Genomic DNA, 12,855 nt, shown 5'->3' with positions numbered 1-12,855 from the left:
AAGATATCTTTATATGGGGTCAATCGGCCATGATCGTGGACCCGAATGCTTTCGCTCGCGTTCCGACCTCTCGACGCCTGTAACCTGCGTCAATGAAATGGGAGGAACCCTGATGAAGAAGCTTATCGTGCCGACGCTGGCGGCCATCGCGCTCGCAGCCTGCAGCCAGAACGCCCAGAACGAGACGTCCGAGGCCGCCAACGCCGTCGCCGCCGACACCGCAGCCACCACCAGCAATGCCGTCGGCGATGTCGATGCAGCGACCGATCGTGCGCTCGGCTCGGCCGAAGCGAACCTCGATAATGCCGGCGCCAACATCGAACGCGGTGCGGACCGTGCGGGCAACAGCATCGAGAACGGCCTGGATCGCACCGGCGCCGCGATCAGCAACGGCGCGGATCGTGCCGCAGACGCCACCGGCAGCGCGCTTCAGAAAGCCGGCGCGAAGCTGAAGGATTAATATCAGGATGCGCCTCGTCGGCTCGATCGCCGTCGCCCTGCTTCTTGTCGCCTGTTCGGGCGGCGAGGACCAGCCGGGCACCGTCACCGCCGACGAGGCGCGCCAGTTGAACGAAGCCGCGGAGATGCTCGATGCCAACAGCGTCGACCCGAACGCGATGACGAACGATCAGGACGTGCCATGACCCAACTCCGCCGCCTCGGCTCGACCGACCTGAAAATCGCACCGCTCGTGCTTGGTGGCAACGTGTTCGGCTGGACTGCGGACCGCGCCACGAGTTTTGCCGTACTGGATGCGTTTGTCGCGGGCGGCGGCACGATGATCGACACCGCCGACGTCTATTCGGCATGGGTCGATGGCCATTCGGGCGGCGAGTCCGAAACCGTGATCGGCGAATGGCTGAAGCAGTCCGGCAAGCGGGACGCGGTGCAGATCGCGACCAAGGTGGGGATGCTGCCGGTCAGGGGTGAAAAGCTCGCCCCCCCCAACATCGCGGCGGCGTGCGACGCGTCGCTCCGGCGGCTCGGCACCGATCGGATCGATCTCTACTATGCGCATCAGGATGACGAAACCACACCGCAGGAATCGGTTCTGAAGGCGTTTTCGCGCCTGATCGATGCTGGCAAAATCCGTGTTCTCGGTGCGTCCAATTTTTCCGCGATGCGCCTGAAATCTGCGAACGATGCTGCCACCGCCGCCGGCTTGCCCCGCTATCACGTACTGCAGCCCGAATATAATCTGGTCAGCCGCCACAAGTTCGAAGGCGAACTGCAGGATTATTGCGTCACCGAGAATATCGGCGTGCTGCCCTATTACGGACTCGCTGCGGGATTTCTGACCGGGAAGTATCGCAAGCCCGGGGATTTCGGGCAGAGCGTTCGCGGTGCCCGAATGGGTGAACGCCTTGCCGCCGGCGAACCCGTATTGACGGTGATGGATGCGATTGCGAACGAAACGGGCGCGTCGCTCGCCACCATCGCGCTTGCTTGGTTGATCGCGCAGGACGGCGTCACCGCGCCGATCGCCAGCGCATCGAAACCCGAACAGTTGCCCGACCTGCTGGCCGCGATGACGCTGGAGTTGAACGAGGATCAACTCGCGCGGCTGATCGAGGCTGGCGCCTGACGTCCACTTCGACGGCCACATCAGCCGGCTGACGCGTGTCAGGCGATCAGGCCGCCGCCCTCAGCACCTTTGGCCAGCACCCGGCCCATCGCCTCGAACAACTGGTCCATCGCGACCGGTTTGAAGATCACGTCGTCCGCACCCGCCGCCAGACACCGTTCGCGCAGATCGAGGGCCGCATCCGCCGTGACGACGATGATCGGGACACGACCGCGGTCGTCGCCGCGTGCGCGGATATGTTCGATCGCCGTAACGCCATCCATCCCCGGCATCCGCAGGTCGATCAGCACTATGTCCCACACCCGATCGTCGATCATCGCCAGACCCTGCTCGGCATCCTCGGCTTCGGCCATCGTCGCGCCGGCGACATCGAGCATGTCGCGAACGACGCGCCGGTTCATCCGGTCGTCCTCGATGAAGAGGACGTTCATGATGCCGCCGACCCGTTCGGGAGAAGCTGTGTTGATCGGGTCATACGCTTTGATACGCGTCAAGCCGGCTCGGACACAAGTCGATCCGTACCGGAGGCAACAGTTTGTGCGACAAATAGCCGATCGATCAGCGTTGCCCCCGCCACCGGCCGCATAACGACGCGCGTGACGCCGGTCCGCTCGGTTACGCTGCTCACATCATGAGCGTTTTTCCACAGCAATGTCGTCTCCCCCGCACCCGCCGCGGTGGCGATTCGCGCGATATCGGATGCGTTGGCGGCGACCGTGGCATCGTCGATCAACACCCGCGCGACCGGCCCATTGGCCAGCAGACCGACGGCTTCATCCGCGCTGGCCGCGAAGCCGATACGGCCGGCGTGGCGTGCGAAGAGCGATGTCCACATCGCGCGCGCGATGGGATTGCGCTCGACGATCAGCAGGTCGGGCACGTCGGCCGGGCGGACGCCGATCATCGGGGCCGGCGCGGTGCGGAGCGGCAGCGTGACGGTAAACGTCGCACCCTCGCCCGGCACGCTGCTCACCGTCACGTCGCCGTCCATCGCCCGCGCCAGTTTGCGGCAGATCGTCAGGCCCAGTCCGGTGCCTCCGTATCGGCGTGTCGTGCTCGCATCCGCCTGCCGGAAGGATTCGAAGATCTGGCCCAACTGGTCGGCCGGGATGCCGATGCCGGTGTCGGCGATGGCGATCTGCACCGTATCGTCCGCCGTTTTCGCGGTCAGGGTCACATCGCCGCGTTCGGTGAACTTCAGGGCATTCGACAGAAGGTTGAAGACAACCTGCCGCACCCGTGCCGCGTCGCCGATCACCCACCTAGGACACGCATCGAGCTGCGCGACAAACCTGACGCCCTTCGCTCGCGCCTGTTCCTCCCACAACCGGCTTGAATCGGCCAGCGTCGCGGCGAGATCGAACGTCGCATCCTCGATCGTCAGGTTCCCCGTCTCCATCTTGGCGACGTCGAGGATATCGTCGACCAGCGCGCGCATCGTCACGCTGGCACCGCGAACGACGCCCAGCCGGTCCCGCATCAGCGGTGCCAGGCCCGGATCCGACAACATCACGTCCGTCATGCCGAGGATGCCATTCAGCGGCGTGCGGATCTCGTGGCTGGTCGTCGCAAGGAATTCCGTTTTGGCGGCCAGCGCACGGGACAGCGCGGCGTTGCTCTCCCCCAGTTCGGCATTGGCGGCGCGTACGTCGTCACGGCTGCGACGGATCGACACGAGTGCGAAGACGAGCAGACCGACGATGATCGCCGCTGCCCCGGCACCGCCGTAGAAGATCGTCCGCTGCGTGCTGGCGCGGGTCTGCTCCAGTTCGATGCGCCGCTGCAACTCCTGCCCGCGCAACGTCGCAATGCGCAGTTCCTGATTGGTGAAATCGAACTGCGCCGCCATCAGCGCGGTGCTGGTCGTGGTCGCAAGCCGCGTGGCGTCGTCGTCGATCCGCTTCATGGCCGCCAGGTGCGGCAGCGCGAGGTCGGTGCGGCCCATCCGGCGATAGACGGTGTACGCCGTCTCGTGCGGCTCGCGCAGGCTCAGCGTCGTCGTGCGCAAGTCGACACCCGCAAAGCTGCGATCGATCAGATTGGCCGCCCGCGACAGGTCGCCCCGCTGGAGTGCGGCCTGCGCCGCGACGGCCAGCACCTGCGGTCGCCAGCTGGCCGCATCGCCGCTCGCGCTGACCGTCATCGCCTCCACGATCAACCGGTCGGCCTCGGCGACCTTCCCCGCCTTCAGCCGGTTGCGGACGAGGTTGACGAGGATGCGGATCCGCATCGACGCGCTTTTCAGCTCCGCGGCATCGTTCAGCGCGAGGCGGAGCTGCTGGTACGCCTCGTCGAAGCGCTGCAGTTCCTGCAACGCCGCGCCGCGCCCGTTGTGCAGCGCGATCATCAGCCCCGGATCGCCGCTATAGGTGTCGAGCGCCTGCTTCAGATAGCGCTGGGCTCCGTCGCTGTCCTTGGCGTCGCTGTAGAGGCTGGCGATCAGCAGCAGCGCGATCGCCTGGCTGCGATCGTTATCGAGCGCCCGAAATATGCGATAGGCGTCTTGATAATCCTTCAGAGCCCCCGCAGGCTCGTTCTTCGTGCCGTGAACGCCGCCCCGGGTCAGCAGGATGTCCCCCATCAACTGGGACTCCGGACGCGATCTGGCTATAATGGCATAGGCGCCCGCCAGAAACCTATCCGCATCCGCCTCATCGCCGAGCCGCAGGCTTGCTTCCGACTGCAACCAGAGAGCGGTCGCCAGCGTGACGCGCGCGGTAGGATCGGACTGCACCGACCGCGCTTGCGCCGCCGCCAGCCTTGCGATCGTTCGCGCGGAGGACACGTCGGACAGCATAGCCGCCTTGGCACGCTCGACCCCGGCAGCAGCAGCCTTGGCTGCGGGAAGCACCGGAACGGGGCTGGCGGCGACAGGCCAGGCCATCATTGATGTCACGGCCAGCAGCACCGCCGCGAGCAGCGACCGCGCCCTCATGATGCGCGTCGGTGACCGACCGACAGGTTCAACAATTTGGCCGGCGCCCCCGCAAACGCACGTGCGCCGTCATTGGCGAGGAACTCGAACAGAACCGGCAGATCGACCGGCCGGCTGATGAGGAAACCCTGTGCCACGTCGCAGCCCATTACAGACAGCAACGCCAGTGCCGCCGCCGTTTCGACACCCTCGGCTACGACCTCCATCTCCATCGCGTGCGCGAGATCGATCGTGGATCGCACGATCAGCGGATCACGGTTGGAACTGGTCAATTGCGTGACGAACAGCTTGTCGATCTTCAACTCGCTGGCCGGCAACTGCTTTAGATAAGCCAACGACGACAGGCCGGCACCGTAATCGTCGATCGCGATGACGATGCCGATGTCCGCGAACGTCTTCAGGTGCCCGATCGCGCTTTGCGGGTCGCGGATCACGGCCGTCTCGGTGATTTCGAACCCGATCTTGACGCCGCTGCTCTCGATCAGCGCGCAGGCGCGGCGGACGAAACGGGCATCGGAGAGCAGCACGCCGGAGATGTTGACGAACACGGGTATGTCGTGGCCGCCGGCCGCCAGAATGCGCTGATCCTTGATGACCTGCTGGATCGTCCACACCGTCAGGTCGACGATGTCGTGCGATTCTTCCGCCAGCGCGATGAAGTCGCCCGGCATTACCAGTCCGCGTACCGGATGCCGCCAGCGGATCAGCGCCTCGACGCCCGACACGACCTGTCGCCGGAGGTGCAGCTTGGGCTGATATTGCAGGAACAGCTCGCCCTTGCCGATCGCATCGCGCAGATCGCGACCCAGACTGGCGCGGTCGGGCGGCGCGGTGCCCCGGCCCAGATGGCGTACCACCGGCGCACGCGATTCACGCGCCGCCTCGGACGCTCGCTCGGCTTCGTCCAGCAGGCGAACGTCGTCCTGCAGGGCGGCGGGCAAGGTCGCAGCTCCCAGCACCAGTTCTACGGAATAAGGCTCGCCATCGACATCGAAAGCCGCTTCGAATGCCGCATCGAGCCGCGCCACTGTGGCGTCGATGTCGTCGGCGTCAGCCGTCTTTAGCGACACCTCGATACGGTCGCGCCCGGCGGCAACGATCATGCCGCCGTCGATCAGTTCCCCGATACGGGTTGCGACGTTCTCCGCCAGCCGGTTGGCACGGGCGATCCCGACGTGGCGGCGCAGGATGGGAAAATTGGAAATCGTTAGCACGATCAGTGCGCAGCAGCCGGCGGTCGCCATATCCGGCGTAATCGACGCCGTCCCGCCACCATCGATACGACGGATCGGCGTGGGAGCGACGGGGCCGCTCACTGCCGGGTCACGGTCGCAGCCGCCGCAAGAGGGAACGCGCGCTTCATCACCTCATCCCCTAGCGACCGGCAGATGAAAATTGCGTTAAGCCGAGCTTCATCTCGGGTCGTCGCAAGTCCCGCTGCAACCGGTTGTCTAATGGTGAAGCGTGCATTAATCCTGTCGAGGCGTCCAACGAGGCGCCTATGGGAGAAAATACATGCTGCGTTTCATTCTCGCGCTCGTCCATCTCGACGGCGTTCGTCCCTGGTAAAAGGCTCGGCCTGGTCCCGGTCAGGTTAATGAAGCGGGACCGGGCCGAATCTCCATCGCCCGGCGCGAACGGCGCGGCGACACCGTAACCATATCCGCTTCCAGAGGCGGACGGACCGCAACGTCGGCCATTTGATCGCATCACCGGATTACCCAACGCAGCGGCTTCTGCCGGATGCGGCGATCGCCCGTGCGCCGTCGGCGCGGCAGACTCGTGCTGCGAAGCGGGCGATGCAATCTGCACCACCCGCTCATCGTCAATAATCCTTCGAATAGCGCAAGCTGCCGCTCGATCCGCCGAACGATCCGGTCGAGGTCAACAGGCTCAGCGCCTTGGTCAGCGCGATCTCCAACTGCGTCGCGGTGAAGCCGCGGGCGTCCGTGACGATCTCCACATAGATGTTGTCTGTCAGGTACTTGCCCGCCGCCAGGCTGGTACCGCGCCCGGTCGCCTCGTCGGCACCCAGCACGCGCAGGCGATCGAACCCGGTCGCCGAGCGCAATTTGCCCAGCGGGTTCAGCCCGCCGCCGCCTGACCCGCGCAGGGAATTCAGGGCGGACGCCAACTGGATCGCCTCCGTCGCCGACAGGTTTTCGGGATTGGTCCCGAACAGCAGGCGGCTCAACACCTCGTCCTGCGGCAGGTTCGGGGTCGAGGTGAAGCTGATCTGCGGACGCTGGCCAGTACCCGTGACGTTGATGACCGCGGTGATCCCGTCCGTCGTCGTCGTCGCCTGGATGTTGATGTCCGGATCGGTCAACGCACCGCCGCGGAAGCGAATCGTGCCGCGATTCACCTCGAACCGCTTGCCGGAGAACGAATAGGTGCCGCGGACCAGATCCAGTCCGCCCGTGATGACCGGTGCCGCCGACGTGCCGCCGATGCGCAGGTCCATCTCCCATTCGGATTCCAGTCCCATGCCGGACACGAACAGCTGGTTCTCCGCCCGCACGCGCAGGTCGAGCTTGAACAGCCCCACCGGCGCGGCGTTCGCGGCCGGACGATCGGTCGGGCGCGGAGTGCGGATCTGGCTGCGACGACGGATCCCGGTCAACTCCGGAACCTCCGCCTGCCCCTGACGGATGATCTGGTAGCGTGCGTTCGGGATCGTCAACTCGCCCTGGATGAGGCCGCCCTGCGGCCCGTTCGTCAGACGCACCGTTCCACTGCTGGTCGCCGCCAGCGCGTCGCTGTTCGCGAGACGGGCGTTGTCCAGCGTCGCGGTCAGGTCGATGGGATAGCCGCTGTCCGCCGCCAGCCCGATCGAACCCTTCGCCTGCACGGTGCCGTCACCGGCCCGCGCGTTCAGCGTCGTAATCTCCAGCCGGTCGTTGTTGAACCGTCCCGCCAGTTGCATCCGCGACAGGCGGGTACCGAACGCTTCGTTGTCGTAGGTCAGGTTGTCCGCCCGTATCAGGCCATTCAGCCGGGGCGCGGACACCTGTCCGCCGAAATCCGCGGCGACGGCGATCGGGCCGGTCAGTTGCTGATTCGGCAATGCCGCGAACGAGAACAGCAGCGAGGACGGACCATTGTACCGGATGCCGCCGCCCAGCGGGGCCGACATCAGCCGCGTCGTCCACGATCCGGCACCCGGCGGCAACGGCCGTAGTGTCGCAAGCATCCGTCCGACGACGGTCGGCCCACTCTTGACCAGCGCCCGTGCTTCACCGCCGTCGCCCTGCAACCGCCCGGCGAACACGACGTCGACTGGCGTCGACACCGCCGCAAGGCCGGTGCGCCGGAACTGCGACACGGTGATGCGCGCATCCGCCGTCGGGAACGACGCCCCCGATGCCTGCGTATAATCGAGGCTGCCCGTCGCCGTGCCGGATACGCCGAGATTGGGCACGAAAGCGGAAGCGATGGAGAGGTCGAGGCGATCGAGCCGCACCTGCGCTGAGGTCGCGCTGCCATAGGCACCCGCCAGTCGCACCGATCCGCCCGCACCGCCGCCCTGTCCCGCACCGAAGTCGATCCGCGTAGGGGCTAGCCGGTACGTGCCGCGATCCGCGCGGATGCGGGCCGGGTTGGCCGTCCTGAAGGTGATGCTGTTCGCCATGCCCTGCAACGCGACGAGGTAATCGTTCGGGCTGAGCTTCGCGTTCACCGCCACGCGGAACGGCACGCCGTTGGACCCGGTCAGCAGGGCCTGCGCGGTGCCACGCCCGCCGACATAGTTCACCTTCGCACGGGCCGACTGGATGACCGTCGGGCCATAACGCATATCGGCCAGCTGCACGTCCGCAACGACCTGTGGCGCGTTCGGCAGCAGCACGATGCTGGCATCGACGATCGCGCGGCCGATGGTGAAATCCACCTGCCCCGGCACCGTCGCGTTATAGGCGCGCGCGGCGACGTCGGCGCGCTGGTACCCGCCCTGATTGGCAAGCTTGACGTTGCCGTTCATCCCCCGCCCGTTGAACAGCAGCGCGCCCGAGAATGGCCCCGCCGCCGTCTGCACGACGCGACCGTTCGCGACGATGCCAGCGAACACCACGCGCCGTATGTCGACAGCGAGCTGCGCGCCCGGACGGACCAGCACGTCGGCGGTGAACGGCCCATAGTCGGTGCCGCCGCTTGCGGTGACCGCGTAAGCGCCCCCGCGTCCGACGACGCGGGCGTTCAGGTCGACCAGCCCGACCCCGGCGCCGGGGCGCGGCGCGCGCAGCACCACCACGGGCGCGGTGGCCGAGCCGGTGACGCGCGCGAATAGCGGGCCATATTGGGTGGAGACAGCATCCGCCTCTACCGCGACCGCGCCGTTTTTCGGGTCGAAACGCCCCTGTCCGCGCGTGATGCGGAACTGCGGCGCGTTCATCCGCAGGTTGCGGAACGTGACCACGCCTTCCGGGCTGTAGCCGATGTCGGCACGCACTACGGCATTGCCGCCAAGGAAGTTGCGGGCGCCGTCGTTGAACAATTGCGTCGTCTGCGCCGCGACGCGCCCGGTGATGCCGAAGCCTCCATTCGGACCCGGCACCAGCCTGGCATCGGTCGTGATATTAAGGATTCCGACGGAATCGACGCGGTAGTTGTTGACCCGACCCTTCAGCGCGCCGGTGTAGCGACCGGTTTGCATGTTCGCGACGACGATCGCGGTGGCGTCGATGTTGTCCGACCGGATGCGCAGATTGTCCGACAGGATGTTCGGCATCGAGATCGCGAAATCGCCGTTGATGCGGACATTGTTCGCCAGCCCGCCGACCGCTGCGTTCAGACCGACGACGCGGCGCGCACGGGCATTGACCGGCACCAGGATGCGGTCGCTGTTCACGCGTGCCAGACCTTCGGCGTAAAGGTTCTCGACGCCCATCTCCCCGAACCCGATCGCCGCCGCGGAAATCTTGTAATCCACCGTCGGCGTCGCGAACGCACCATCCAGTACCACGCGCGCGTTCACATCGCGTCCGCGCAGATTGGGTGCGATCGCGCCCGGCGTCCGCAACCGCGCATTGACCGCGAAATTGCCGAACCGGCTGTTGGCGAGATCGAGCAGACCGCCCGCATCCACCGCCAGCGCGTCGGACTTCAGCGTCATGCGCGTGTCCGCCTTGCGGTCGTTCAGCGTCGTGTCGATCGCCACCTGAAGATCGGGCGCGGTCAGCCGCTCGACCGGTCCTTCGAGGTAAAGGCCCGGCCGCGTGGTGCCGCGAACCTCGATATGGCCGCTCTTCGCCGACAGGTTCAGATTTGCCAGCGGCCCTCCGCCCAATGTCGCCAGCGCCCGGCCCTGCCACGACGCCCAGCTGCCACGGCCATCCACCGACACCGTCAGCGGCTGCTTCAGCCCGCCCATCGTCGCGACGACACCGCCGGTGGGGGCCTGCAGCTTGACGTTCACGTCCAGCCTGTTCTGGTCCGGCACCGCGTCGATCTTCAATGCCAGCCGGTCGCCGCCCGCGACGCCCGGCCCCCGCAGCGCGGCGGCCTTTGCCACCAGTTGCGCGCGGCGATCGGCGATATGCACCACGCCGTCGATCGACAGGATATGCGCCTGCCCCGTCACCGGTGCGGCCAGCACGAAGCGCCCGACCTTCAGACTGTTCACGTCGATGTCGAGATCGGGCAACAAAGGCGCGTTCGGATCGCTCGGCGTCTGCTTCAGCACCGGCTTGCGCCGCATCGTGACGGTGCCCGCCTCCAGCGAACGTACGTCGACGTGATTGCTGGCGAACGCGAATGGCCGCCAGTCGACCGCCAGCCGCGGGCTGTCGAGGAACACGCCCTGCGTATCGCTGACGCGCAGGTCGGACAGCGTCATCCTGCCGTAGAGAGAGCCGTCGATCCGCCCGACCTTGATGTTCAGGCCCGACGCCGTCGTATAGCCGCCGATCTGGTCCGCGACGAACCGCCGGCCGGGATCGGTATTAATCCCGAACAGCACCAGCAGAACCAGCACGATAAGGCCGACGATCGCCAGCCCCAGCCATTTCAGGATGCGCTGCCACAGCGGCGGCCTGATCCCGGTCGTGCCGCGCGTCTCGGGGGTGGAGGGCTGCGTCACGGGCATATCCTCGGCCATCAGAATGCCTGCCCGATCGAAATATAGAGCGCGACCTTGCCATCGCCCGGCCGCGGATTGAGGGGCGTTGCCACGTCGATGCGGAACGGCCCGAAATTGGTGTAGAAGCGCCCGCCGATACCGGCGCCGAACTTCAACGCGGAGAAGGTCGGCAAGGAATCCTCGTAGCTGTTGCCCGCATCGATGAACGGCACGATGCCGAAATTGCCGAAACGGTAGCGCGCCTCGACCGCGAACTCGTTCAGGCTGCGACCGCCGACGGGGTTCCGCCGCGCCTCCGGATCGGCGGGGTTGACCGGCTCGAACGGCCCGAGCCGCTGGAACCCGTAACCGCGCACCGATCCACCGCCGCCGCCATAATAACGCCGCGACGGTGCCAGATCGTCACGGTCGATGCCCTGGATCGACCCCGCCCGCACGCGACCGGCGATGACCAGACTGGAGCTGACGGGATAGTAATAGGTCCCCTCCACCATCGTCCGGACATAGGGCCGCACGCCACCGCGCACCGAGGTTTCCGGGCTGAGGTTCAGTTTCAGACGATAGCCCCGCGTGGGATTGAGCAGATTGTCGGACTGGTCGAACACGACCTGCCCCGGCAACGCCGCGATCCCGAAGGTGCCGCGCCGACGCCGGTTGAGGTCGAAATCATACACGTCCTCGTTCGTGCCGGTCAGTTCGACGCCGTACGAATAGGTGAATTTCTTCTGCCAGATCGGCGTGGAGTCATAGCTCCAGCGGAATGCGAGCGTGCCGATAAATGCCTCGTACGCATCGTAATTCTGGTGGCTGGCGTTGGCGATGATCGAGAAGGTGCGATCGCGCCGCCCGGCGTTGGACCGGCGGAACGTCGCGCCCGCACCCTGTTCCTGCGTGCCCGCGACAACGGTGCCGATCAGCGCGCCTTCGTCGGGGAACAGGTTGCGATGCTGCCAGCTTCCCTCCAGCCGCGTGCCCTGTCCGGTGGAATAGCCCGCCGTGCCGGCCAGCGTGCGCGCCGGCCCCTTGCTCTGGCGGACGAGCAGATCGACCTCCTCGGTGCCGTCAGGCCCCGTGCGCCCGGTACGCTGCGGCTCCACCGCGACGCTGTTGAACAGCCCGGTCGCGACCAGTGCGTCGCGCAGATCGTCGGTCAGGCGGTTGTCGTAGAGCTGCCCTTCCCTGAAGCGCGGGAACACGTTCAGGTGATCGACGCCGAACACTGTATCGCCCGTCGTCGTCAGCTTGCCGAACGACGATCGGGGGCCGGTGTCGACCGGCAGCGTGTACGCGCCGGTCGCCTGCGGAGCCTGATCCTCCAGCAGGATGTCGCGCTCGCCGACCTTGACGAACGGATAGCCCTGTTGCGGCAGGACGAGGCTGACATTGGCCTCCGCGCCCTGAATGCGCGCCGCCTCGATCGGATCGCCGACCTTCAGCGGCAGGTTGCGGGTCAGCAGGTCCTCCGGCACCACCGGATCGGCGAGGATCTTGATCGACGATAGCGTATACAGGCGTCCCGGCGATGCGGTGATGACCGCGCGGAACCGGCCCGGCGTGTTCGGCACGGACTCCACCGTCGACAGCGCCGTCGCGTCGTAATAGCCCAGCGACTGCATCAGCCGCACCGCCAGCGCCTCGTCCTCGCGCGCCCGCGCGCTGATCTGCGCAGTATTAGCCGCCTTGCCGTCGCCCTCGTTCAGCGCCGACAGCGACTTGAACTCGTCCGCCAGTTCCAGCTTGTCGAGGCCGTTCAGGGTCGTCTCGTACCGGACTTCGGGCGTGTCCGGATTGGCGACGACGGCGGTTTCCAGCGGCGTCGTGTCGAAACTGCCGATCGGCGGCAGCGGGCGGGCCAGTTCCGGATCCTCCGGGCCGACCGGGGGCAGCGTGTCGCCGGTCGCGACCGGCTGGTTCGTCGTCGGCGCGGGCAGCGGGGACGCGGCACCCGTGACGGGCGCGGTCATCCTGCCGATCGCCTCCAGCGGCGCGTTGATGTCGCCCGACAATGGCGGCAGGGCGGCGTCGAACTCGGCTTCCGGCACGATCGGGGCGTTGCCGTTCGGATCGCCCTGATCGGCGGAAGGTACGGTCCCCGGCTCGACCTGAGCGGGGATCGTGGAAGGTTTCGGGGCATCGGGGCCACGCGCCGGCGCGACGCCGGGCTGCGACAGTTGGGCCGTCGCCGGGGCAGATGCCACCAACGCCACGGCGAGCCAGTAATGTCGACGAGAACGTACGGTCAGGCTGAACACAGAACCC

At 66.7% G+C, this 12,855-nt stretch carries 8 protein-coding genes; 3 read left to right on the top strand and 5 right to left on the bottom strand.

Annotated elements, in window-relative coordinates:
- Positions 1 to 13 precede the first annotated feature (13 nt).
- Genes ASG07_RS14400 through ASG07_RS14395 form a run of 3 tightly spaced genes read left to right on the top strand, consistent with a single transcriptional unit; the run spans position 14 to position 1,585 of the window.
- The gene (locus ASG07_RS14400; protein WP_236694698.1) at positions 14 to 460 is read left to right on the top strand and encodes a hypothetical protein; all 447 of its coding nucleotides are present in this window, start codon (positions 14 to 16) and stop codon (positions 458 to 460) included.
- Between the two features lie 7 nt (positions 461 to 467).
- Positions 468 to 644 (top strand): hypothetical protein, encoded by a 177-nt coding sequence (locus ASG07_RS17535; protein ID WP_168377358.1) that lies wholly within the window; start codon positions 468 to 470, stop codon positions 642 to 644.
- Positions 641 to 1,585: an aldo/keto reductase gene (locus tag ASG07_RS14395; protein WP_055848255.1), complete on the top strand. Its 945-nt coding sequence runs from the start codon at positions 641 to 643 to the stop codon at positions 1,583 to 1,585. The genes ASG07_RS17535 and ASG07_RS14395 overlap by 4 nt, the downstream gene beginning before the upstream one ends.
- A gap of 38 nt (positions 1,586 to 1,623) precedes the next feature.
- Here the strand turns inward: ASG07_RS14395 and ASG07_RS14390 are convergent, their stop codons facing one another.
- The 5 genes from ASG07_RS14390 to ASG07_RS14370 form a co-directional block, all read right to left on the bottom strand.
- A complete protein-coding gene (locus ASG07_RS14390; RefSeq protein ID WP_055848252.1) occupies positions 1,624 to 2,016 on the bottom strand; it encodes a response regulator in 393 nt (130 codons plus the stop codon).
- Between the two features lie 59 nt (positions 2,017 to 2,075).
- A complete protein-coding gene (locus ASG07_RS14385; RefSeq protein WP_156361894.1) occupies positions 2,076 to 4,520 on the bottom strand; it encodes a tetratricopeptide repeat-containing sensor histidine kinase in 2,445 nt (814 codons plus the stop codon).
- Positions 4,517 to 5,836: an EAL domain-containing protein gene (locus tag ASG07_RS14380; RefSeq protein ID WP_156361893.1), complete on the bottom strand. Its 1,320-nt coding sequence runs from the start codon at positions 5,834 to 5,836 to the stop codon at positions 4,517 to 4,519. The genes ASG07_RS14385 and ASG07_RS14380 overlap by 4 nt, the downstream gene beginning before the upstream one ends.
- Before the next feature lie 509 nt (positions 5,837 to 6,345).
- Complete coding sequence (locus ASG07_RS14375; protein ID WP_055848246.1) at positions 6,346 to 10,614, bottom strand: translocation/assembly module TamB domain-containing protein; 4,269 nt, start codon at positions 10,612 to 10,614, stop codon at positions 6,346 to 6,348.
- A complete protein-coding gene (locus ASG07_RS14370) occupies positions 10,614 to 12,794 on the bottom strand; it encodes an autotransporter assembly complex protein TamA (RefSeq protein WP_236694697.1) in 2,181 nt (726 codons plus the stop codon). The genes ASG07_RS14375 and ASG07_RS14370 overlap by 1 nt, the downstream gene beginning before the upstream one ends.
- Positions 12,795 to 12,855: the final 61 nt, after the last annotated feature.

This window comes from Sphingomonas sp. Leaf343 (assembly GCF_001423765.1).
Classification (GTDB): domain Bacteria; phylum Pseudomonadota; class Alphaproteobacteria; order Sphingomonadales; family Sphingomonadaceae; genus Sphingomonas.
This window is presented reverse-complemented; position numbering and strand designations above follow the sequence as displayed.

Bases quoted from the DNA above. Each gene is read 5' to 3' on its own strand.
- ASG07_RS14400 (WP_236694698.1), top strand. From the start codon at position 14: ATGGGGTCAATCGGCCATGATCGTGGACCCGAATGCTTTCGCTCGCGT.
- ASG07_RS14385 (WP_156361894.1), bottom strand. From the start codon at position 4,520: ATGAGGGCGCGGTCGCTGCTCGCGGCGGTGCTGCTGGCCGTGACATCA.
- ASG07_RS14375 (WP_055848246.1), bottom strand. From the start codon at position 10,614: ATGGCCGAGGATATGCCCGTGACGCAGCCCTCCACCCCCGAGACGCGC.
- ASG07_RS17535 (WP_168377358.1), top strand. From the start codon at position 468: ATGCGCCTCGTCGGCTCGATCGCCGTCGCCCTGCTTCTTGTCGCCTGT.
- ASG07_RS14390 (WP_055848252.1), bottom strand. From the start codon at position 2,016: ATGAACGTCCTCTTCATCGAGGACGACCGGATGAACCGGCGCGTCGTT.
- ASG07_RS14395 (WP_055848255.1), top strand. From the start codon at position 641: ATGACCCAACTCCGCCGCCTCGGCTCGACCGACCTGAAAATCGCACCG.